This window comes from Streptomyces sp. 8N706 (genome assembly GCF_052245415.1).
Taxonomy (GTDB): Bacteria; Actinomycetota; Actinomycetes; order Streptomycetales; family Streptomycetaceae; genus Streptomyces.
This window is the reverse complement of record NZ_JBQQBW010000003.1, coordinates 46285-66603: the sequence shown is the minus strand read 5'-3', so window position 1 is coordinate 66603 and position 20319 is coordinate 46285. Positions and strand designations below refer to the sequence as shown.

Genomic DNA, 20319 nt, shown 5'->3' with positions numbered 1-20319 from the left:
CGGCGGCCGCCCTGATCGGCCGCGGGTGTGCCCAACGGGGCCCGGCTCCGGTCCGGATGACGGACCGTAGCCGGGCCCAGGAGCAGGGTCCGCTCGTACGCCTGCCGCGCGTCGCACCGGCCGGGGGCTGCCGTCGTTTCCAAACCCCGTACGCGGTACGCGGACGCCTCCGCGCCCCCGGGAGAAGCGGAACGGCACGTGGTGCCGGTCCCCCGGCATCCTCCGGAACGGGAGGTGGTGCCCCACGCCCTCCGTGCCGCCCCGCGCCCCTCCGGAACAGGACAGGTGCCCCCGCGCCTTCCGGAACGGGACGTCGCGACCCGCGTCCCCGGGGCCGACCGCGCCGGTCAGTCCGCGACCGCGATGACCGTGCCGGCCCCTACCGTGCGGCCGCCTTCCCGGATGGCGAAGCCGAGGCCCGCCTCGAGCGGGACGTCCCTGCCGAGTTCGACCGCCATGGTGACGGTCTCACCGGGTCGGGCGACCGCGGCTTCGCCGAGGTCGATGTCGCCCACCACGTCCGCTGTGCGGATGTAGAACTGCGGCCGGTAGCCCGTGGCGACCGGAGTGCTCCGGCCCCCTTCGGCCGCCGACAGCACGTACACCTGCGCCGTGAAGCGCCGCCGCGGCACCACGCTGCCGGGCGCCGCCACGACATGTCCCCGCCGTACCGCGTCCCGCTGAACCCCCCTCAGCAGAAGCGCGACATTGTCACCCGCCTCCGCGGACTCCATCGGTTTGCCGAAGGTCTCCAGACCGGTGACCACGGTCTCGAGGCCCGCGCCCAGCACTTCCACACGGTCGCCGACCCGGACCCTTCCGCGCTCCACGGCTCCCGTGACGACGGTCCCGCGCCCGGTGATGGTGAGAACGTTCTCCACCGGCAGCAGGAAGGGCGCGTCGGTGTACCGGACGGGCGTGGGCACATACGTGTCGACGGCGTCCAGCAGCGCCTCGATGGCGCCGGTCCAGCGCGGGTCGCCGTCCAGCGCCCGCAGGCCCGAAACGCGTACGACCGGTACGGCGTCCCCGGCGTAACCATGCGCGGACAGCAACTCCCGTACCTCGAGCTCGACCAGGTCCGTCAGCTCGGGGTCGCCCGCGTCGGCCTTGTTGAGGGCGACGACGATGTCCTCGACGCCGACCTGGCGGGCCAGCAGCACATGCTCGGCGGTCTGCGGCATGACGCCGTCCAGCGCCGATACGACGAGGATCGCCCCGTCGAGCTGGGCGGCGCCGGTGACCATGTTCTTGACGTAGTCGGCGTGGCCCGGCATGTCGACATGCGCGTAGTGCCGGGTGTCGGTCTCGTACTCGACGTGCGCGATGTTGATGGTGATGCCGCGCGCCGCCTCCTCGGGCGCTCGGTCGATCCGGTCGAACGGCACGAACGTTCCGGAGCCGCGTGAGCTGAGGACCTTGGTGATGGCGGCGGTCAGTGTGGTCTTGCCGTGGTCGACATGGCCCATGGTGCCGATGTTGAGGTGCGGCTTGGTGCGCACATATGCCTGCTTGGACATGGTTTCTTCCTCGGGAGTTCGTCCTCGGACGCTCCGCTGCGGTTCACCACAGAGGGCGGGACGGGACCCCTGGGCCTGACCGACCCTCCCCCTGCGGGGTCCGCCGGACAATCCGGGAAGGGTCAGATTCGGGCGCCGCCGACGGGCGCCGTCACCGCGGCTGCGGCGGCGAGGGTCGCCCTGTCCGCGACCGTGCCGGTCACGTGGTCCGCGGCGGCGCCGGTGACGGTGTCTGCCGCGGCGATTGCCTCCGCCGCGGCGATTGCCGAGGAAACGACGGCAGCCTTCGGCGCGTCCGCGACTGCGGACGAGAGCGCGAGGAAGGCGTGCCGGAACATGCCGCCAATGATCGCGGGCGGCCGGGAAGGCGTCCAACCATTTTGTACGCGGCGCCAGTTCAGGGAGACCCGGCGAGACCCCCCACCCGCACCCGTACGCGCTCGCGCCCCCGCCCGCTCCCGTACGCGGGCGCCGCGTTCGGCCGCCGTGCCCCGGGGCGACCGGTCGCAGCGCCACGGCGTCCGGCGATCAGTCCTCTTCGTCGGTTACCCTCCCCGGATGCCAGCCCCTGCCCCGCAACCCGTGCCCGCCGCCCCGGGCCCGACCGCGCGCTGCGCCGGGGCGCTGCTGTCCCCCTGGTCCCGCTTCGCTCTGCTCCTCCTGCTCCTCGCCGGGGCCGCGACGGCCGTGGTGCTGCTCGAGCCGCAGCGGCTGCTCACCGCCGACCGGCCACCGCAGGCACTGGGCGGTGCGGCCGTGGTGCTGTTCGCGGTGACGTACGGACTGTGCACCACCGCGCTCGTGCCCCGCCCGATGCTCAACCTCGCGGCAGGAGCTCTGTTCGGCTCGCACTTCGGGCTGGCCGCGGCCCTCGGGGGCACGGTGCTCGGAGCGGGCATCGCGTTCGGTCTGGGACGGGCCCTCGGCCAGGATGCGCTCCGTCCGCTCCTGCGGGCGCGCTGGCTGGCGGCGGCCGACCGGCAGCTCAGCGGGCACGGCTTCCGCTCGACGCTGGCAGTGAGGCTGTTCCCCGGCGTGCCGTTCGCCGCGGCCAACTACTGCGCGGCCGTCTCACGGATGCGCTGGCTGCCGTTCCTGCTGGGCACGGGGCTGGGGTGCGTGCCGAACACGGCGGCGTACGTGATCGCGGGCAGCCGGGCGGCCACACCGACCTCGCCGACGTTCCTGATCGCGATGGGCTTCATCGCGGTGACGGGGCTCGCCGGGCCGGCCGTCGCCTGGCGCAAACGCGGGCGACTGCCCCGGCTCGCGCTCCGGCCCGGACCGCGGCCCGCACCCCGAACTCCGAGGCCCGGCCAGGAGGAGGTCCCGAGCCGGGCGCCAGGGTGACCCCGAGGGTCACGGGCATCGCGGGGAGGCCATAGCATCTGATCCGAACTCCCCCGACGATCACAAGGACGAGCAGACTCCGTCATGACCTGGTTCGAATCATTCATCCTCGGGCTCGTCCAGGGGCTGACCGAGTTCCTCCCCATTTCCTCCAGCGCGCATCTGCGGCTGACCGCGGCGTTCGCGGACTGGAACGACCCGGGAGCGGCCTTCACGGCGATCACCCAGATCGGCACGGAGACCGCCGTACTGATCTACTTCCGCAAGGACATCGCCCGGATCGTCTCCGCCTGGGCCCGGTCCCTGGTGGACAAGGACATACGCGGTGACCACGACGCCCAGATGGGCTGGCTGGTGATCGTGGGCTCGATTCCGATCGGCGTGCTGGGCGTCACGCTCAAGGACCAGATCGAGGGGCCGTTCCGGGATCTGCGCCTGATCGCCACCACGCTGATCGTCATGGGGATCGTGCTGGGCGTCGCCGACCGGCTGGCGGCCCGGGACGAGACCGGCGGCAAGCACCGTGCCGTCCTGGAGCGCAAGACCCTCGCCGAGCTGGGCGTCCGGGACGGTCTGATCTACGGCGTGTGCCAGGCCATGGCGCTGATCCCCGGCGTCTCCCGCTCGGGGGCGACGATCAGCGGCGGTCTGCTGATGGGCTACACGCGGGAGGCGGCCGCACGCTACTCGTTCCTGCTCGCGATCCCGGCGGTCCTGGCCTCCGGGGTGTTCGAACTCAAGGACGCGGGCGCTGGGGGGCATGTCGCGTGGGGACCGACGATATTCGCGACCGTTGTCGCCTTCGTTGTCGGATACGCGGTCATCGCATGGTTCATGCGTTTCATCACCACCAAGAGCTTCATGCCCTTTGTGATCTACCGGATCCTGCTGGGCATTCTTCTCTTCGCGCTCATCAGCGCCGATGTGCTGAGTCCGCACGCGGCCGAGTCCGCGGGCTGAGCCGGACCCTCACCTCCCCTCCGTGAGGCCGTCCTGCGCCGCGCCCCGGCTCAAGACGGCTTTGCGCACCCGGTCCCGTACCTCGGGAAAGTGGGTCTCCGTGGCCCTGACCACGCGGAACGGCGGGCCGGTGTCCGAGTGCCCGACCAGGAACTCGGCCTTGGAGACGGTCCAGCGGTCGCCCGCCGGGGCGAAGGTGAAGCGCGCGATCGAGCCGTCGTTGCCGCGGTAGAGGCCCGGTACGAAACTCGCGACCTGATCGCCGAGTCCGTACACCACCCAGACTCCATTGACCTTCTCGTACGCCTGCGGCACATGGTTGTGCGTACCGATCAGCAGGTCGATGTCGGGCTTCCCGTCCGTGCGGGCGGCGGTCAGCTTCTTGGCGAGCTCCACCTGCTGCCGGTCGGGGTCCTGTTGCCATTCGGTCCCCCAATGGAGGCTGACCAGGACCACATGGGCTCCGGCGCGGCGCGCTGCCCGGGCGTCGGCGATGACCCGGTCGGGGTCGAGGAGGTTCACCGCCCACGGCCGGCCGTCGGGCAGCGGCACGCCGTTGGTGCCGTAGGTGTACGCGAGGTGGGCGACATCGGCACCGCCGGCGCGCAGCCGCGCGGGGCGGGCGGCCTCCTCGGCGCTGCGGGCCGACCCCACGTGCCGTACGCCCGCGGCGTCGAGGGCGTCGAGGGTACGGCGCACGCCGTCGGCTCCCGCGTCCAGGGTGTGGTTGGAGGAGGTCGAACAACTGTCGTACCCGGTGGCACGAAGCCCGCGGGCGACGTCCGGCGGGGACTGGAACATCGGGTAGCCGGTGAACGGCCCCTCCGCCGGGCCGTACGGCGTCTCCATATGGCAGATCGCCAGGTCGGCGGGGGCGACGACAGGTTTGATCCCGGCGAGGATGGGGCTGAAGTCATACCCGGCGCCGCCTGCGTCGGTCCGGGCCTGGCGGATGATCGAGGGATAGGGAATCACATCGCCGGTCGCCACGACGGTGAAGGAACTCCGGTCGCCGGAACCCTCGGCCCGTGCGGCCTTCGATGCGGACGGCGGGGCAGGCGGCCCCGGCGGTTTCGCTCCCTGCGCCGAGCAGGCCGCGACCGCGCCCAGCGCCGCTCCCCATATCGCCAGCTTCGTCCGCCGCGCGAACCGCATGTCCGTCTCCCTCACCTCGGTACACCTCTTGGCAGCGTGTACCGAGGTCCGGCCGGCCGCAGCCGGGGAGCCATTCGGATGGGCCGACAGGAGTAAGCGGCGCGTCAGCTTGACCTGTCTCCCGTACGGCCGTCCCAATCCGCGTAACGGATGCGGGAGATCTCTTGGACCTCGCCGAGGGTGCCCCACTCGTCCTTGCCGAGCCGCGTGAGCGGGCGCAGCTTCGTCACCTCGGGATGACCGTCCACGACGACGTCCTCGGCCACCGCGGCGTGCACCACCGTGCCGAGGACCACGGTGGAGTCGCCGAGACGCAAGGTGCTGTGCAGCTCGCATTCCAGGGCCACGGGCGAGTCCGCGACCCGCGGCGGCTTGACCCGCAGACTCGGCTCACGGGCCACGCCCACGGCGTCGAACTCACTGACGCCGGGCGGGAAGTCCGTCGCCGTGGCGTTGATCTGTTCGAAGAGCCGCTCGGGAGCGAGGTTGACCACGAACTCACCGGTGGCCTCGATATTGCGCAGGGAGTCCTTCCGGCCGACGGAGGTGAACTGCACGACGGGCGGTTCCACACAGGAAATCGTGAAGAAGGAGTGCGGGGCGAGATTGTCCGTCCCGTCCGCGGAGACGGTGGAGACCCAGGCGATCGGGCGGGGCACGACCACCGAGGTCAGGAGCTTGTAGAAGGAGTTCCGATCCAGGGCCGCGGGGTCGAAGTCGATACGCATGACTGCCAGTATCCACGCCGTCGACGGAGCCGCTGTCCAGCGCGTGACGGAGCAGTTCAACGCTCGGACAGCGGGGACGGCGCCTCCTGGAGCACCCAGCCGTTGCCGTCCGGGTCGGCGAAGAAGGCGAAGGAGTTCCAGGTCTCGCCGTTTCCCTCCTCCCAGCCCGAGGGCCCCACGTGCTGCACCGGGCTGATCTCGACGCCGCGCCCCGACAACTCGGCATGCGCCGCGGCGATGTCGGTCACGCAGATCTGCACGCCGCGCAGGGTGCCAGGCTTCATGTCCGACTGGTTCGGCGAGGCCGGCATGCCCTGTGACAGCGCGATCGAACACCGCGAGCCCGGCGGCGTGATTTGCACGATACGGATACCCGGCGCCACCTCGGTATCGAGGTCGACGTGGAAGCCGCATTTGTCCGCGTAGAACTCCTTGGCCCGGTCGACATCGGCAACAGGGACGGTGAGGACCTCGATCGTGTAGTCCATGTGGTGCGCCCTCTTCTCTTTTTTACTGGCTCGAATGCGGTTATGGCACAGCCCGCAGGAAGACTGTGCCATAACCGATGACACATGCTCAGAACCGCACAGCACCGCCGTCGGATGCCGCATCGACCTTTCCTCGTGGGGCCGGAGTCACAAGCCGTGGCGGCGATCGCTCAGGACGCGCTCGGCCACCTCGCGTTCCATCTCCGGGGAGAAGGCGCTGCCGACGCGGCGGGCGGCGACGGCGAGGCGGGTGTCCTGGGCCGTGAGGTCGGCGTTGATCGCTCCGGCGGCGCGGGCTCCGGCGGCGGCGGAGCCGATGACCTGCTCGGTCGGAGTGGCGACGTTGCCGGCCACCCACACGCCCGGCACCGCCGTCTCCCCCGTGGGGCCGCAGGGGATGTAGCTGCCGATCACTGTCCCCGACATCACCTGCTCGGCCGACTCCAGGCCAAGGGTGGCCAGGAACCCGGCGCGGGCCACCCATCGCGGGGCCACGCCCAGGGCCCGGCAGGGGACGACCGTGCCGGCGGCCAGACGCACCCCGGCCAGTCGCCCGTCGGTCTGTTCCAGGGCGGTCACTTCACCGTCCACCACTGCGATACCGCGGGCAGCGAGTTGCTCGTACTCCTCATCGCTCGGCTCGGGGGCAGTGTGCAGGAACAACGTGACGTTCTCGCTCCACTGCCGCCACATCAGGGACTGGTGCACCGCCAACGGTCCAGTCCCCAGAATCCCGATCGCCTCGTCGCGCACTTCCCATCCGTGGCAGTACGGACAGTGCAGGATGTCCGTGCCCCACAGCCCGGCCAGGCCGGGCACCTCAGGCAGCTCGTCGACGAGCCCCGTCGTCACCAGCAGCCGCTTGCCGTGCACCGTGCTCTCATCGGCGAGCCGGACGGCGAAGCCCGTCGCGTCCCTCTCGGCGGACACGGCGGTGCCCTGGGTGATCCGTCCGCCGTAGGAGCGCACCTCCTCGCGCCCGTCGGCCAGCAGCGTGCCGGGCGTGGCGCCCTCGCGGCCGAGATAGACGTGAACTCCCGCAGCCGCGGCGTTGCGTGGGCGGCCGCTGTCGATGACGAGCACCGATCGCCTTGCCCGCCCCAGGGTGAGCGCCCCGCTCAGGCCGGCGGCGCCACCCCCGATCACCACGACGTCATAGCCGTGATCGCCACCGTCCGACAGGTCGCTGACATGCTGCGCTTTTCGTTCGCTCATGGGCGTTACCTCCAATTCCGAGGCAGATCATGAACGCACATTCACCGACTTGACAAAGTTATTTGCCGTTCCAGCAAATAGAGGCATGAAGGACGACGATCAGCTCGCCCAGGCACTGACGGCTGTCGGGCCGCGACTGCGCGCCCTGCGGCAAGCGCGCGGCACCACCCTCGCCGAGCTCAGCGCAGCCACGGGGATCTCAGTGAGCACCCTGTCCCGGCTGGAGGCCGGACAGCGGGAGCCGGCCCTCAAACATCTGCTCCCACTGGCCAAAGCGCACGGTGTGCCCCTGGATGAGCTGGTCGGTACCCAGACCGGCGACCCCCGCATCCACCCGCGGCCCTTCACCCGCCACGGCCAGACCTGGATCCCCCTGACCCGGCACCTCGGCGGCATGCACGCCTACAAGCAAATCCTCCCCGTCCCGGGAGCCGGCCGGAGGCAACGGCCTGAACAGGGCACGCACGAGGGGTACGAGTGGCTGTACGTCCTCTCCGGCCGCCTGCTCCTGGCCCTCGGCGAGCACGACCTCGTCCTCGCTGCCGGTGAAGCCGCCGAATTCGACACCCGTATGCCTCACGGCGTCGCCAACGCCGGAGACCACCCCGTCGAATGGCTCGCCCTCTACGGGGCCCAAGGCGAACGCATGCACGTACGTGCCCGCCCGCAGGTGCAGGAGGACGGGCCGGGCCGGAGACCCGGGACCGGGCCGTCGGCCGTACGAGGAGCAGGCGGATGACCCCGGTACGGCCACCCGCCCCGATCCGGCCGGGACACTGCCTGCCCTGATCTTCGGGGCGCACTCCCCTCAATCGGCGAACCGCAGGGTCGTCGGCCACCCGGCTTCTCGGCGGGAGTTCCCCTGGGCCGGGAGGCGGCGAGTGGTGGCCCGCCCCGACCGGTGGGAACCTGATCACAGGAACAGGACCGGTGGCCGAGCCGACACCACCGGGGTGGCACCGGCCTTGCGTCGCGCCTCCCCGCTGAGGCAGCCGAGCCCGTCGCACAGGAGCGTCCGGGCCGCGTACGGCCACCACGGGGTGGGCCGTACCCGTAACCCCACGGCTCCCGGCTGTCGTGACAGGCGAACACCGGCCTCGGTACCGGCAGCCGGGGCACACCGCAGGCCGACCGTGCCCGGCCCGGGCGCGACCCGAGAGAGCTCGGGTGCGGAGTCGGAAGCGGGGGTGCTCAGGGGCCCTGCCCGAAGGAGATGGTCAAGGTGACGACAGCCTGGTCCCCGTATCCGGTACGCGTCGAGGCCTCACTCGATCCCCGGCTGTCCCGGTGGATGTGGCTGGTGAAGTGGCTCCTCGCCCTTCCGCACTACATCCTGCTGGTCTTCCTCTGGATCGCGTTCCTGCTCGTCAGCGTTGTCGCCTTCTTCAGCATTCTCTTCACCACGCGGTACCCCCGGGGGCTGTTCGACTTCAATGTCGGTGTCCTGCGCTGGAGCTGGCGTGTGAACTACTACGCCCGCGCGGGGCTGGGCACGGACCGGTACCCACCCTTCACCCTGGCCGACGTACCCGACTATCCGGCCCACTTCGAGGTGGAGTACCCCGAACACCTCTCCCGCGGGCTGGTCCTGGTGAAGTGGTGGCTGCTCGCCATCCCGCACTACATCGCCGTCGGGTTCTTCGTCGGCGGCTACCACTGGTCGGGCTGGTACGGCGGACTCATCGGATATCTCTCGCTCGTCGCCGTGATCGTCCTGGCCTTCACGGGCCGCTACCCGCCGTCGCTCTTCGACCTGGTCATCGGCCTGGAGCGCTGGGTGCTGCGGGTCTCCGCCTACGCCTCGCTGATGACGGACGCCTACCCGCCGTTCCGGCTGGACATGGGAGGCCTCGAGCCCCTGCCCCGCAAGCCGTTCTGAGCCCTCAGGGCCGCACGACGCCCGAGCCGTCGTGGGCCGGGGGCAAGGGGGCCGCGTGGTCCTCCGGCGGACCCGCCCGGCACAGCCGCCGCGGCTGACGCGCCCACGGCGGCGCACCGCGACGGCACCGCCCGCCGGACCCGTGGACGAACTGCGCGCCTCGGGCGTCGGTACGGGCGATGCTCGGCGGAGTCTCGCTACGGTGGATCACTGGACTGGACTTCCCCCGGAGTCGGACAGGCCGGCAGGGCAGTGCGCCGGCCTGTCGAGATCATGAAACCGGACCCAACGCCGGCACACGCCTTTCTCTCCGCGTCGAGAAGTCTTCGATCAACGGCTGCTGACAGCCGTTGGCTGCGTCACACAGCCCCTCGGAGCGCGGGACCGACCGGGCGCGGCATCACCGGACGGAGCCGGCCGTGCGCTCAGGGGGCTGCCGATACGAGGGCAACGCCGGTGGACAGTACGGCCACCGTGGTGAGGACCGCAGCGCAGGCGAACATCGTCCGGCGCCGCAGCGTGGCATACCGGGCCGAATACTCGCTGTTCAATGCGTGGCAGCGGTCCACGACAGCCCGCAGAACCTTCCGGGAGAGTTCCAGGCGTTCGTCCGTGTAGAGCCGGACGACCTCGTCGTGCTGGGCTGTGGTGAGCCACGGCATGCGACACGCGAAGGCTTCCGCTTCGGCCCGGGCGTTGCCGACTTCGGTCTGACAGATCAGATAGCCCTCCAGGTGAGCGATCCCCGAAGCGGCCTCGTGCTGCTGCGCATTCCCGTGAGCGGACGGCCGTGTCATTCCTTGTCCCGGTCTTCCTTCAGGGGCGAGGCCACGCCCTTGCCCGGTTCGACGACATCCCGGCGCTCGACGTTCTCCAGCTGGTCGAGAACCGCCACCTCGGGGTGGTGCAGGTCGAACGCCGGAGATTCGGAACGGATCCGCGGCAAGGTGAGGAAATTGTGCCGGGGCGGCGGACACGAGGTGGCCCACTCCAACGAGCGACCGTAGCCCCACGGGTCATCGACCTCGATCCTCTTCCCGTACTTGGCGGTCTTCCAGATGTTGTAGAAGAAGGGCAGGGTCGACATACCGAGGAGGAACGCCCCGATGGAGGAGACCGTGTTCAGCGCGGTGAATCCGTCGGCGGCCAGGTAGTCGGCGTAACGACGAGGCATACCCTCGGCTCCCAGCCAGTGCTGGACAAGGAAGGTGGTGTGGAAGCCGATGAACAGAGTCCAGAAATGGATCTTCCCCAAACGCTCGTCCAGCATGGTCCCCGTCATTTTCGGCCACCAGAAATGGAAGCCGGCGAACATGGCGAAGACCACCGTACCGAAGACCACGTAGTGGAAGTGCGCAACAACGAAATAGGAGTCGGTGACATGGAAGTCCATGGGCGGTGAGGCCAGGATGATTCCGGTCAGCCCACCGAAGAGAAATGTCACCAGGAATCCGATGGACCAGAGCATCGGAGTCTCGAAGGACAGCGATCCCTTCCACATGGTGCCGATCCAGTTGAAGAACTTGACGCCGGTGGGCACAGCGATCAGGAATGTCATAAACGAGAAGAAAGGCAGGAGGACGGCCCCGGTTGCGAACATGTGGTGGGCCCAGACGGTCACCGAGAGCCCGGTGATGGCGATGGTGGCGGCGATCAGTCCCACGTAGCCGAAAATCGGCTTCCGGGAGAACACCGGGAGGATCTCCGTGACGATCCCGAAGAACGGCAGCGCAATGATGTACACCTCGGGGTGGCCGAAGAACCAGAAGAGGTGCTGCCACAGCAGTGGTCCGCCGTTCTCCGGGTCGAAGACATGCGACCCGAATTTGCGGTCCGCCTCCAGCACGAGAAGGGCCGCGGCAAGGACGGGAAACGCGAACAGCACCAGAACCGAGGTGAACAGCACGTTCCATGTGAAGATCGGCATGCGGAACATGGTCATCCCGGGGGCCCGCATGCAGATGATGGTGGTGATGAAGTTGACCGCGCCGAGGATCGTTCCGAATCCCGCGAGCGCCAACCCCATGATCCACATGTCCGACCCCTCACTGGGGCTACGGGCATCCCCGCTCAGTGGGGTGTAGGCGGTCCATCCGAAGTCGGCGGTGCCTTGCGGCGTCAGCAGGGCGCCTACGACAATCAGGCCCCCGAACAGGAAAAGCCAGTACGACAGCATGTTCAGGCGTGGGAAAGCCACGTCCGGGGCGCCGATCTGAAGCGGCATGACGGCGTTGGCGAAGCCCGCGAAGGTAGGAGTCGCGAAGAGCAACAGCATAATCGTGCCGTGCAGCGTGAAGGCCTGGTTGTACTGCTCGGTCGACATGATCTGCAGCCCAGGGCGAGCCAACTCGGCCCGGATTCCCAGCGCCAACAGTCCACCGAAGACAAAGAAGACGAAGGACGTGATCAGATACAGGTGTCCGATCTTCTTGTGATCGGTCGTGGACAGCCACGTCACCGCAACTGTTCCCCAGTTGCGTCCCGGTACCGGGATGGGGGTGACGGGCTCTGTCGAAGTCGCCATCGCATTCTTTCTGCGGAGAGAGCCGACCGCCGGGGCGCGCCCGACGGCCGGGAGTGAAAACAACCTCTCCCAGACCTACGCCATCAACGCGGCCGCGTGTCGGCGGGGAAGCGGCGCGTTCGGGTGATTGAGGAGCAGATCGTTACGGGGTACGGGCTGCGGCCCGTGAGTGGCGACGCGGCCGACACGGAGGATTGCCGTATGTCGGCCGTCCACGGGCCGGCGAACACCCCGACGGCGTGGGTGTCCGCAGCCGGGCCCGCTGGTGTCAGTGGCGTCCTTCGGCGATTGCGGCGGTGGAGACTGCCGCCGCGGGCGAGCAGGAAGAACGCCTCGCGCCGCTTCCTGGCCCCATCGGCATCCGGCCGCGGCTCCTGCCCTCCTGTGAGCACGGGGCGAAGCCGTCAGGTCTGTCACGCCATGGCGAGCGTCCCGCGCACCGAGCCCCGACCGCGCCCCGCGTGTCCGGCTGCCGTGACGTCACGACCCAGGGTGGTGACTCGCCGGGCAAGCAAGAGGCGGAATGATCGCAAGGGGCCATTTCGGATGTATTGCGAAGGCCGGGTAACGCAAGGGCACCCCTGCGACGCAGAACCCATTGCGGGCACGCACAGCGGCCCGTATGCAACCGCGGCAGGTGCAGCCTCCAGCAAGGCGAGGAAGTGACGCCGGCCGTGGTCTTTTTCCTTGCCGGCAAGACGATGGACACGTCAGATGGGAACCCCCCGTGAGTAACACCGAGCCCATGCCCGGAAATCAGCCGTACGACCCCGCCCAGGGCGGCAACCACCACTACGCCCGTAATCGGGACGGCTTCGGCGCAAGCCGGGCAGCCCTGGCCATTCATACGGTTGCCGACATCGCCGCCGCGTTCCTGGGCCTGTGGATCCTGCTCTACCTGCTCGAAGCCAACCAGGCCAATGTCTTCGTCCAGTTCGTCGAAGGCGGGGCGGACTGGCTCGCCTGGTGGTCACAGGACATCTTCACCATGGATACGGACGGCGTCCGCGTCCTCCTCAACTACGGCCTGCCCGCCGTGATCTATCTGTTGGTCGGACATGGCATAGCCGCACGGGTACGCCGCCTCTGACCGCCTTGCCCTTAACCCCGGCCCATCCTGCGAAAAAGCACGAGGATTCAGCCGGACCCGGGAAAACCAGGTCACTTGTACACCGACGTGTCCTTATTCCGCAGAGTCGGCGCACCGGCCCTGGCCATGGCGTACGGACCCCCTCCTGGATTCACCCGCGCCACGGGCCGGAAGCCCCGCCGACCTGCTCGCCGCCGGCCGGGGGCCAGGTGTGTGTCACCCGTACCCCCGGCCGGCCACGGGATCTCCGCTCCGGCGGACAGGTCCGTCGCTTTCCTCCTCCCGGCGGGCCCGGCCGCCGCGGGCGATCAGCGGCGAGGGGTGTCGTCCTCGTCGGGCGTCTCGGCCTCGATCCGCTCCTTGCGCACGGTGCCCTTCACGGTTTCTTCCTCGGTGTGCTCGTCGGTGGCCAGGCGGACCCGCTCCACCGGCTCGGCCCTGGTCTCCACCACGGGCCGCTCCTCGTGCAGGGTCACCTCGTGCTCGGCCTCGGAAATGTCCGGGCCGGAGGTGGCGGCATCACGGTTGGCATCGGTGATCGGCTCCCGTTCGACGCGTACCTCCTCCTTGCGCACCGGGACGGTCATCTGCTGTTCCTCGGTGATCACATACTTACGGAGCCGTGCTCGGCCGACCTCCTGGCGTTCGGTGCCGACGTGCATCTGCTCCTCCGACCGCGTCATGGCATCGTCGGCCGAGGTGTCCTGGGTTTCCCCGGTGCCGGTGCGGGCCCTGCCGCCTTCTCCCGGCTGATCGGCCTGCTGCCAGGCAGCAGCGGTCCAGGCTATGCCGTAGTAGTCGTACAGACGGTGTTCCTCGTCCTCGGACAGGTGGCCGCCCGCATCGACGTCGACGTTCGGCGCCTCCTTGACCTTGTCCCTGAGGTACGGGACCTCGAGGTGGTCCTCGACCATGGTGGCGTCGTGAATGGGCACGAATGACTCGCTCATACCGAACAGGCCGGTCTTCACGCTGACCCACTCGGGCAGGCCGGTGACATCGTCCAGAAAGATGTGCTTGGCTTCGCCGACCTTGTTGCCCTCGCCGTCATAGACAGGGTGGTCCAGAACGGTGGGGATCTGCTCTCGGGTGATCATTTCTATCCTCCGCTTTCGCGTGTTCCGCAACGCCGCTTCATCGGTGTTGACTGATGGCTGTCAAGTAGTGGGGAGAAAGGGGCTGATGAGCGGTGCATACGGGAGCGTGCACCGGGGTGCGGGTCAGAGTTTGCGGGTGTCGCGGGGCTCGACTAGGGCTCTTCGCCGGGCGGGTGACCGCTTTCGAGGGCGCGTCCGCGTTCGAGTTCGGCGTTGAATTCCAGGCCGAGCAGGATGGCGATGTTGGAGATCCACAGCCAGACCAGGAAGACGATCACCGAGGCGAGACTGCCGTAGGTCTTGTCGTAGCTGCTGAAGTTCGCCACGTACAGCCCGAAGGCGGCGGAGGCGATGATCCAGATGAGCACGGCGAGGACGCTGCCGGGCGTCACCCAGCGGAAGCCGCGTTTGACGTTCGGGGATGCCCAGTACAGCAGCGCGACGATCAGGCTGAAGAGGACGATGAGCACAGGCCACTTGGCGATGCTCCACACCGTGAGGGCCGTATCGCCCAGTCCCAGGACGTCACCCGTCCTCTCGGCCAGGGATCCGGTGAACACCACGCCCACCGCGATGGCGGCCAGGAGGACGATCACCACGACCGTGATGGCGAGCCGGGTGGGCAGGGTCTTCCATATGGGCCGGCCTTCACCGATGTCATAGACGGCGTTGGAGGCGCGCATGAAGGCCGCGATGTATCCGGAGGCCGACCACAGGGCCACCACGATCCCGATGATCAGCGCGAGGCCGGCTTTGCCCTGGCTGCTCTGGAGTTGCTCCAGCATGCTGTTGAGGATGTCGCGGACGGACCCCGGGGCCAGGCCGCCCACATTGTCGATCAGTGGCTTGATGGTCGATCTGCCCAGCAGCCCCAGGACGGATACCAGGGCCAGGAGGGCGGGGAAGATCGACAGCACCGCGTAGTAGGTCAGAGCGGCCGCCCAGTCCGTGAGGTTGTCGGCCTTGAACTCCTTCACGGTGCGCTTCAGCACCCCCAGCCAGGACTGCTTGGGCAGGTCCGTCGGCTTCTCGACCGGGGATTGCGTCTCCGGCTCGAGGGCGGACGCGCCGCTGGGCTGGTTCTTCAGTGGCTTCATCAGGTCACTCCCAGATCCATGGGGGCTGTCATGCGTCGGACGCCCGGTCCGTACCGGCCTTACGGCACGGTGACCGCTGGGTCGCACGGCGTGAAGGCGCACTTGCGGGTTCGGCTGGTCATGCGGCTGGGCGGTGTGGGATGACGCGTGGTTCGCAGGCCCCGTTGCGCCCGGTGCACGGCCACGTCCGCATCCCGCTCCCTCCGCTCGCGCGAGGGCGGATTCCCCGGCGGCGTCGGTGGGGAGCCGGCCGCATTCCGCTCATCGCACCCGGCTCCGGGATGGCCCCGGAGCACCCCGGGGACGCCCGGAGTCCTCCCACCGGCTGGAGCCGGCCCGGGCCCTCCTCGTCCCCTCCGGGCGGCGCACGAAGTCGCCGAGTGTGAAGCCGCCGCCCACGAACCGGCCGATGGCCAGGCCCACAATTCCCAGGCCCGCCACCACCAGGAACGCCCCGAAGCCGCCGAAGTACCCGGCGAAGCCCAGGGCCATGCCCGCCAGCAGGCCCACCGTCTCTGTGCTCATCGCTCACTCACCCGCCTCACGACGATCGGCTCCTCGTACGCCGTAGCGTCACCGCAGCGCCCGCGAAAGGGGACGGACCGCGTCCGGGTGCCCGCTTCACGTCACGCCACACGGCCTTCGGTCTCCTGTGTCTCGCCCTCGTCCTGCTCGTCGGGCAGATGGACGTCGTCGACGGCGATGTTCACCTCGACGACCTGCAGGCCGGTCATGCTCTCCACCGCGGAGACGACGTTGGTACGCGCCTCCCCCGCCACCTCGATGATGGAGACGCCGTACTCGACGACGATGTCGAGGTCCACGGCCGCCTGACGCTCGCCCACCTCGACCTTCACCCCGCGGGTGACGCCGGAGCGCCCGCCCGGGGCCCGGTCGCGCACGGCCCCCAGGGCCCGTGCCATCCCCGCCCCGAGGTTGTGGATGCCCGGCACCTCGCGCGCGGCCATCGCCGCGATCTTCGCCACCACGCTGTCCGCGATGGTGGTACGCCCGCGGCTCGCGGACGGGACATCGGTGCCCCGGCCGCCCCGCAGTTCCTTTCCGGCCTCGTCCTTCTGGCCCGGTTCCGTGCCGCCCCGTTCCGTGTCGGGGCGGCTGATCGTGTCCGTCATGAGGATCTCCTCAGCCGATCCGTGCGGGCACCGGCGCAGTGCCCGTCGAAGGATTGGACACACCCCGGCCGCAATCCTCACGCGGCAGCGTGATGTGGACCACATAGGATGAGCCGTGCGGCGTCCGGTCGGGACATGCGTTTCCCATCGACGGTCAGTGACCGCCTCCACGCATTCCGGGACGCAGGGCCAGGCGAGAAGCGAGCAGCCGATGCAGAAGCAGGACGGACCACCATCACCGCCGCGGAAAGCCGACCGTCCGCCCAGTGCGCCGGCGCCGGCGCCGGCAGCCCCGGCCGCGGAGCAGGGGACCGGCCCCGCCGCCCTGGAGGACCGGCTGCTCGCCGTGCGGGCCCGCGAAGGGGACGACGACGCCTTCTCCGTCCTGGTACGCCGCCACAGCACCCCGCTCCTCGCCCTCGCCCACCATCTGCTCGGCAACCCCACGGACGCCGAGGACGCCGTCCAGGACGCCTTCCTCAGCGCCTGGCGGCGACTGCCCGAATTCCGCGGCGACGCCACGTTCCGCACCTGGATGTACCGCATCGTGACCAACCGCTGCCTCAACACCCGCCGCGGCCGCACGCCCGTCGTCCCGCTGGAGACCGTCCCCGAGCCCGCCACCCGTAACGGGCGCACCGCGCCCGAACGCGCCGCCGAGAGCGACGCCGCCACCACCGCCCTGGCCCAGGCGCTCGGCAGACTGAGCTCCGGCCAGCGCGCCTGCTGGGTGCTGCGGGAACTGCACGGCCTGCACTATGAAGAGATCGCGCAGGTGATGCGGACCAGCGAACAGACCGTACGCGGCAGACTCTTCCGAGCGCGACGTGCTCTGACGAAGGAGATGGGTCCATGGCGCTAGACGACCCGCACGCCGGCCCCCCGGGCACCGAGCCGCCCCGGGCAGCCACCGGCTCGCGTCGGTTCGCCGATGCCAAACTCCTCGCCGGTGACCAGCGGCTGCCCTGCGGGCGTCCGCTCAGCCTCGTCTGGGAGCAGGCCCGCGATCAGGGACCTCTGACGGACCCGCACACCGCCGGGTGTCCGTACTGCCGGCAGGCCGTCGAGGGACTGGCGGCCCTGGACGAGGCAACTCGCGCCCTGCGCGCCCAGGAACGGCCCAGTGGGGAGTCCCTCGCCGACCGGGTGATGCGCGCGGTCCGCGCCGAGGTGCGGCTCGGCCGGATGCTGCCGTTGGACGACGCCGCGGAGGATCTGCGGATCACCGAGACCGCGGCCGCGAAAGTCCTGCGCCGGGCCGCCGACACCGTCCCCGGAGCACGCGCCGCCAGCTGCCGGCTGACCCCCACCGGCGATGGCACGGCCGTGCATATCGTCCTCACTGTGGCGGCCGCGCTCGACCGGCCGCTGCCCGACCGGGCCGACCACGTGCGCCGGGCCGTCCTCCACGCCGCGCACCACGTACTCGGCCTGGCCGTCACCCGTGCCGACCTGGAGATCGTGGACGTACTGGAGCCACGTCGGCCTGCCCACCCCGCCGAGGCGGATGGCCGGGAAGGGGAGGACCGATGACGCTCGTTCGAGCGGTGGACATCCACCGAGCCGCCGCACGTGCGGCCCTCGCGGTCCCCGGCGTGGTCGGGCTGCAGCCCAGCCTCGGTTACCGGCTGGCCGGCGCCGCGGCCCACGCCCAGCAGACCGTGGGCATCCCGGCCGCACCCCCCGAAGCGGGTATCCGAGCCGAACGCACACCCCACGGCCCCGGCTGGCAGGTGGAAGTGCGCTGCATCGTGCACGAGGACCGCCGCACTCTGGACACCGCCCGGGACGTACGGGAGCAGGTACGGTCCGCCGTCACCGCCCAGCTGGCCCGGCACGACGCACCCTCACCCGTCACCGTGCTGGTGACCATCACTCAGACCATGGGCCACGCGCCACCGGGGCCCGGCGCGGATGGCTGACGGGCCGCCGCCCCTGGAGCCGTTCCGATGACCGGCGGGTCGCCGGAGTCCAGGCGGCCTGAGCTCATTCCGGGATACACGGGATACAGGTGCTGCGCCTTGGCGCCCGCGACGTTGTCCATGAACGCCACCGGCTGAAGAATCGTCCAGTGCGTGAACCCGGCTTCGGTTCCCTTACGGCAGCGGGCTTTCCGCGAAGGGCGGAGTCGAAGCGGCGGGGCCTTGCGCGGTGGAACGCGGGCTCGGACCGCTCCCGCCCGACCGAGGCGTCACTCGGTGAGCGGCGGGCAGCTGCCGGGGGCTCAGGCGCCCTCCCTCAAGGGCAGGTCGGACCAGCCGAGAGGGTGGGCGTCGTCTCCGGCCCCGGACACCGCCGGCTCGTCGCCGGCCTCGGTGAAGGCGGTGAGGGCGTCGACCAGGGCACCCCTTTGCGTGGGGTCCATGCGCGCAACGATGGTGGCGATCTCCTCGCGCCGATGAGCCGTGACCTGCTCGACGATGCGCCGGCCCTCCGGGGTCAGCTGCAGCAGGTTCTCCCGCCGGTTGCCCGGGTTCACCTGCCGGTCCGCCAGACCGGCGGCGATGAGACGGTCCGTCATGCGCATCGCCGTGGAGGGGTTGACCCCGAGCCGTTCGGCCAGCACGACGAGCTTGGCGGCACCCTGAGTGGCCAGCACCACCAGAAGTCGGAACTGCGGCAGCGTCACCCGCTCCTCGACGGCGGCCAGCGACCGGGCCGAGACGGCGACCAGCAGCCGCGAAGCGGTCAGTACGGCGCGTGTCACCGCGTCCACATCGTCCGGGCCCCGCCAGGGATGCTCATCATCGGCCATGGCTCTGTTCTACCCGACACGGCAGAGAGTCGATGACCTGCCGGACCTGACCGCCCGGACCGGTAGTCCCCGCCGGGAGCGCCGTGCGAGGCCGCCTCTCGCCGTGGGCCGGCAAGAGCGGGCCCGCGGCGGTACCGGTGACAGGAGGTCGGGCCCGGGGCCCGCGGTGACGGCCACGACCGCGACCACAGCCAGAAAGGGTGTGGGGCAGGGCGCTCAACCGTCCGAAGCTGTGCGGCTTCTCCTGAGCACACTCCGGACAGTCGTCGACCGCGCTGCCGCGGACGGTTCCTGGGTGCACCCGCGGACCCCGGGAGGGCCCGTCCGGCGGGAGACGTCCGGTGTCGAGTGCGCACCGTGCCAGTGCCGCTCTCCCAGAAGTCGGTCCGTCGAGCGGGCCCTGACCGCCACTAAACCATTGCATAGTGCAAAAGTCCAGGTGTTCAACCATCTGGGCATGTGACTCGACCATCCGCCGTCCGGCATCCGGTGGTACGCAGGGGCCAGGGGGGCGCTCCGGGGGTGCGGCTACTGGGGCGCGACCGCGTCCTCGACCTCCTTGAAGGTGGCGGCATCCACGAGCCCTGTGTCCTCCAGCACCTCCATGTGGTCCAGCACCGTCTGATTGGCCTGCCGGGCATGACGGCGTACAAGGTCGTTCTGGGTCGCCGCCCGTACTTCAGCGATCGTGGCAAAGATCTTGCCGTGGGACGCCCTCAGCAGATTCGCGAACAGGCGGTCGAACTCCACCCCTTGGGCGCCCTCCAGCTGGTCGACCCAGCCCTGTTGTTCGGCGCTGGCCTCCTCAGGAAGATCGACTCCCAGGATCTTGGCGTCCTCCCGTACCAGCTGGTCCAGCTTGCTGTGGCCGTCGAGAAGGTGCAGCCCGGCGCGTTTGACGGCCTCGCTGTCGGCGTGGGTCTGCGCGAGCCTGCCGGCCGGGATCTCCCACAGGCCCGCCTGCCGCACCTTGACCAGGAACGTCTCATCGACCTTCGTGACCGGCTGTGGACCCGATCCGGCTGTGCCGGACGCCGTGCCGGCGCCGCCCGAGCCCCCGGTTCCATGGTTCGCGCCGTGCTGGGAGACGCTCCCGACGCCCACGGCTGCCGCATCCGTCGATGCCTGGCTCTCGTCGCTCTGCCGGAGGACGACGAATACGGCGATGAGCGCGAGCGCCGCGACAGCGGCGACAGAGCTCACGATGGTCCGTGCCGTCGGCCGCGACTGCGCCGTACGTCGATGGGTGTACATGCTGCCCTCCCAGTGGACACATGTGGTGTCCATGTCGTCGGGAGATGCGGCTGGCACGGCGCGCGCTGTGCAAT

Annotated in this window: 21 protein-coding genes and 1 pseudogene; 8 read left to right on the top strand and 14 right to left on the bottom strand. The window is 69.9% G+C overall.

Translation table 11 applies throughout. From position 1 onward, the window contains the following. Nucleotides 1-347: 347 nt before the first annotated feature. Together tuf and ACTWQE_RS02220 are read right to left on the bottom strand one after the other, a co-directional pair. The gene (tuf, locus tag ACTWQE_RS02225; RefSeq protein ID WP_443327054.1) at nt 348-1520 is read right to left on the bottom strand and encodes an elongation factor Tu; all 1173 of its coding nucleotides are present in this window, start codon (nt 1518-1520) and stop codon (nt 348-350) included. Nucleotides 1521-1642: 122 nt separating this feature from the next. Beyond that, on the bottom strand, nt 1643-1858 hold the full coding sequence (locus tag ACTWQE_RS02220) for a hypothetical protein (RefSeq protein ID WP_443327053.1): 216 nt from the start codon (nt 1856-1858) through the stop codon (nt 1643-1645). A gap of 220 nt (nt 1859-2078) precedes the next feature. On the opposite strand from ACTWQE_RS02220, the gene ACTWQE_RS02215 reads away from it, so the two are divergent. Continuing rightward, entirely contained in the window at nt 2079-2870 is a 792-nt protein-coding gene (locus ACTWQE_RS02215) for a TVP38/TMEM64 family protein (protein WP_443327052.1), read from the top strand. Between the two features lie 84 nt (nt 2871-2954). Beyond that, nucleotides 2955-3830 carry an undecaprenyl-diphosphate phosphatase gene (locus ACTWQE_RS02210; RefSeq protein WP_443327051.1) on the top strand — a complete coding sequence of 292 codons (876 nt, stop codon included), beginning with the start codon at nt 2955-2957 and terminating at the stop codon, nt 3828-3830. Between the two features lie 9 nt (nt 3831-3839). Here the strand turns inward: ACTWQE_RS02210 and ACTWQE_RS02205 are convergent, their stop codons facing one another. The 4 genes from ACTWQE_RS02205 to ACTWQE_RS02190 form a co-directional block, all read right to left on the bottom strand. Next, nucleotides 3840-4985, bottom strand: coding sequence for a CapA family protein (locus ACTWQE_RS02205; protein WP_443327149.1), 1146 nt, complete (start codon nt 4983-4985; stop codon nt 3840-3842). A 104-nt stretch (nt 4986-5089) separates the two neighbouring features. Next, on the bottom strand, nt 5090-5713 hold the full coding sequence (locus ACTWQE_RS02200) for a flavin reductase family protein (protein WP_443327050.1): 624 nt from the start codon (nt 5711-5713) through the stop codon (nt 5090-5092). A gap of 56 nt (nt 5714-5769) precedes the next feature. Beyond that, nucleotides 5770-6201 carry a VOC family protein gene (locus ACTWQE_RS02195; RefSeq protein WP_443327148.1) on the bottom strand — a complete coding sequence of 144 codons (432 nt, stop codon included), beginning with the start codon at nt 6199-6201 and terminating at the stop codon, nt 5770-5772. Between the two features lie 147 nt (nt 6202-6348). Then, nucleotides 6349-7416, bottom strand: a complete 1068-nt coding sequence (locus tag ACTWQE_RS02190; RefSeq protein ID WP_443327049.1) for an NAD(P)/FAD-dependent oxidoreductase — start codon at nt 7414-7416, stop codon at nt 6349-6351. 85 nt (nt 7417-7501) lie between these two features. Here ACTWQE_RS02190 and ACTWQE_RS02185 point away from each other — a divergent pair, with 85 nt between their 5' ends. Continuing rightward, nucleotides 7502-8155, top strand: coding sequence for a helix-turn-helix domain-containing protein (locus tag ACTWQE_RS02185; RefSeq protein WP_443327147.1), 654 nt, complete (start codon nt 7502-7504; stop codon nt 8153-8155). Nucleotides 8156-8629: 474 nt separating this feature from the next. After that, nucleotides 8630-9295 (top strand): DUF4389 domain-containing protein, encoded by a 666-nt coding sequence (locus tag ACTWQE_RS02180; RefSeq protein WP_443327048.1) that lies wholly within the window; start codon nt 8630-8632, stop codon nt 9293-9295. A gap of 425 nt (nt 9296-9720) precedes the next feature. Here ACTWQE_RS02180 and ACTWQE_RS02175 read toward each other — a convergent pair whose 3' ends face one another. Both ACTWQE_RS02175 and ctaD read right to left on the bottom strand, forming a co-directional pair. After that, complete coding sequence (locus ACTWQE_RS02175; RefSeq protein WP_443327047.1) at nt 9721-10092, bottom strand: hypothetical protein; 372 nt, start codon at nt 10090-10092, stop codon at nt 9721-9723. After that, nucleotides 10089-11819, bottom strand: a complete 1731-nt coding sequence (ctaD, locus tag ACTWQE_RS02170; protein WP_443327046.1) for an aa3-type cytochrome oxidase subunit I — start codon at nt 11817-11819, stop codon at nt 10089-10091. Before ctaD ends, ACTWQE_RS02175 begins: the two co-directional genes overlap by 4 nt. 745 nt (nt 11820-12564) lie before the next feature. On the opposite strand from ctaD, the gene ACTWQE_RS02165 reads away from it, so the two are divergent. Continuing rightward, on the top strand, nt 12565-12909 hold the full coding sequence (locus ACTWQE_RS02165; RefSeq protein WP_443327146.1) for a hypothetical protein: 345 nt from the start codon (nt 12565-12567) through the stop codon (nt 12907-12909). Between the two features lie 308 nt (nt 12910-13217). Here the strand turns inward: ACTWQE_RS02165 and ACTWQE_RS02160 are convergent, their stop codons facing one another. The 4 genes and pseudogenes from ACTWQE_RS02160 to ACTWQE_RS02145 form a co-directional block, all read right to left on the bottom strand. Continuing rightward, on the bottom strand, nt 13218-14006 hold the full coding sequence (locus tag ACTWQE_RS02160) for a DUF2382 domain-containing protein (RefSeq protein WP_443327045.1): 789 nt from the start codon (nt 14004-14006) through the stop codon (nt 13218-13220). 152 nt (nt 14007-14158) lie between these two features. Further along, complete coding sequence (locus ACTWQE_RS02155; RefSeq protein ID WP_443327044.1) at nt 14159-15103, bottom strand: YihY/virulence factor BrkB family protein; 945 nt, start codon at nt 15101-15103, stop codon at nt 14159-14161. Nucleotides 15104-15445: 342 nt separating this feature from the next. After that, nucleotides 15446-15628: pseudogene (locus ACTWQE_RS02150) on the bottom strand (hypothetical protein); the annotation flags it as partial. 101 nt (nt 15629-15729) lie between these two features. Next, the gene (locus tag ACTWQE_RS02145; protein ID WP_443327043.1) at nt 15730-16236 is read right to left on the bottom strand and encodes an Asp23/Gls24 family envelope stress response protein; all 507 of its coding nucleotides are present in this window, start codon (nt 16234-16236) and stop codon (nt 15730-15732) included. 211 nt (nt 16237-16447) lie between these two features. Between ACTWQE_RS02145 and ACTWQE_RS02140 the strand changes: the two genes are divergently transcribed. From ACTWQE_RS02140 to ACTWQE_RS02130, 3 genes are read left to right on the top strand one after another with little or no spacing between them, the layout of a single operon-like run. Then, nucleotides 16448-17098, top strand: coding sequence for an RNA polymerase sigma factor (locus ACTWQE_RS02140; protein WP_443327042.1), 651 nt, complete (start codon nt 16448-16450; stop codon nt 17096-17098). After that, entirely contained in the window at nt 17089-17769 is a 681-nt protein-coding gene (locus ACTWQE_RS02135) for a hypothetical protein (protein ID WP_443327041.1), read from the top strand. Before ACTWQE_RS02140 ends, ACTWQE_RS02135 begins: the two co-directional genes overlap by 10 nt. Further along, nucleotides 17766-18158 carry a hypothetical protein gene (locus ACTWQE_RS02130; protein ID WP_443327040.1) on the top strand — a complete coding sequence of 131 codons (393 nt, stop codon included), beginning with the start codon at nt 17766-17768 and terminating at the stop codon, nt 18156-18158. Before ACTWQE_RS02135 ends, ACTWQE_RS02130 begins: the two co-directional genes overlap by 4 nt. 302 nt (nt 18159-18460) lie before the next feature. Here ACTWQE_RS02130 and ACTWQE_RS02125 read toward each other — a convergent pair whose 3' ends face one another. Both ACTWQE_RS02125 and ACTWQE_RS02120 read right to left on the bottom strand, forming a co-directional pair. Beyond that, complete coding sequence (locus ACTWQE_RS02125) at nt 18461-18991, bottom strand: MarR family winged helix-turn-helix transcriptional regulator (protein ID WP_443327039.1); 531 nt, start codon at nt 18989-18991, stop codon at nt 18461-18463. Nucleotides 18992-19519: 528 nt separating this feature from the next. Continuing rightward, entirely contained in the window at nt 19520-20302 is a 783-nt protein-coding gene (locus ACTWQE_RS02120; protein ID WP_443327038.1) for a DUF4142 domain-containing protein, read from the bottom strand. Between the last annotated feature and the right edge of the window lie 17 nt (nt 20303-20319).

Excerpts from the sequence above, each read along its gene's own strand:
- ACTWQE_RS02180 (WP_443327048.1), top strand. The coding sequence starts at position 8,630 with ATGGTCAAGGTGACGACAGCCTGGTCCCCGTATCCGGTACGCGTCGAG.
- ACTWQE_RS02155 (WP_443327044.1), bottom strand. The coding sequence starts at position 15,103 with ATGAAGCCACTGAAGAACCAGCCCAGCGGCGCGTCCGCCCTCGAGCCG.
- ACTWQE_RS02215 (WP_443327052.1), top strand. The coding sequence starts at position 2,079 with ATGCCAGCCCCTGCCCCGCAACCCGTGCCCGCCGCCCCGGGCCCGACC.
- ACTWQE_RS02145 (WP_443327043.1), bottom strand. The coding sequence starts at position 16,236 with ATGACGGACACGATCAGCCGCCCCGACACGGAACGGGGCGGCACGGAA.
- ACTWQE_RS02125 (WP_443327039.1), bottom strand. The coding sequence starts at position 18,991 with ATGGCCGATGATGAGCATCCCTGGCGGGGCCCGGACGATGTGGACGCG.
- ACTWQE_RS02135 (WP_443327041.1), top strand. The coding sequence starts at position 17,089 with ATGGCGCTAGACGACCCGCACGCCGGCCCCCCGGGCACCGAGCCGCCC.
- ACTWQE_RS02160 (WP_443327045.1), bottom strand. The coding sequence starts at position 14,006 with ATGATCACCCGAGAGCAGATCCCCACCGTTCTGGACCACCCTGTCTAT.
- ACTWQE_RS02185 (WP_443327147.1), top strand. The coding sequence starts at position 7,502 with ATGAAGGACGACGATCAGCTCGCCCAGGCACTGACGGCTGTCGGGCCG.
- ACTWQE_RS02220 (WP_443327053.1), bottom strand. The coding sequence starts at position 1,858 with ATGTTCCGGCACGCCTTCCTCGCGCTCTCGTCCGCAGTCGCGGACGCG.
- ACTWQE_RS02205 (WP_443327149.1), bottom strand. The coding sequence starts at position 4,985 with ATGCGGTTCGCGCGGCGGACGAAGCTGGCGATATGGGGAGCGGCGCTG.
- ACTWQE_RS02190 (WP_443327049.1), bottom strand. The coding sequence starts at position 7,416 with ATGAGCGAACGAAAAGCGCAGCATGTCAGCGACCTGTCGGACGGTGGC.
- ACTWQE_RS02175 (WP_443327047.1), bottom strand. The coding sequence starts at position 10,092 with ATGACACGGCCGTCCGCTCACGGGAATGCGCAGCAGCACGAGGCCGCT.
- ACTWQE_RS02130 (WP_443327040.1), top strand. The coding sequence starts at position 17,766 with ATGACGCTCGTTCGAGCGGTGGACATCCACCGAGCCGCCGCACGTGCG.
- ACTWQE_RS02165 (WP_443327146.1), top strand. The coding sequence starts at position 12,565 with ATGCCCGGAAATCAGCCGTACGACCCCGCCCAGGGCGGCAACCACCAC.
- ACTWQE_RS02195 (WP_443327148.1), bottom strand. The coding sequence starts at position 6,201 with ATGGACTACACGATCGAGGTCCTCACCGTCCCTGTTGCCGATGTCGAC.
- ctaD (WP_443327046.1), bottom strand. The coding sequence starts at position 11,819 with ATGGCGACTTCGACAGAGCCCGTCACCCCCATCCCGGTACCGGGACGC.
- ACTWQE_RS02200 (WP_443327050.1), bottom strand. The coding sequence starts at position 5,713 with ATGCGTATCGACTTCGACCCCGCGGCCCTGGATCGGAACTCCTTCTAC.
- ACTWQE_RS02140 (WP_443327042.1), top strand. The coding sequence starts at position 16,448 with ATGCAGAAGCAGGACGGACCACCATCACCGCCGCGGAAAGCCGACCGT.
- ACTWQE_RS02210 (WP_443327051.1), top strand. The coding sequence starts at position 2,955 with ATGACCTGGTTCGAATCATTCATCCTCGGGCTCGTCCAGGGGCTGACC.
- tuf (WP_443327054.1), bottom strand. The coding sequence starts at position 1,520 with ATGTCCAAGCAGGCATATGTGCGCACCAAGCCGCACCTCAACATCGGC.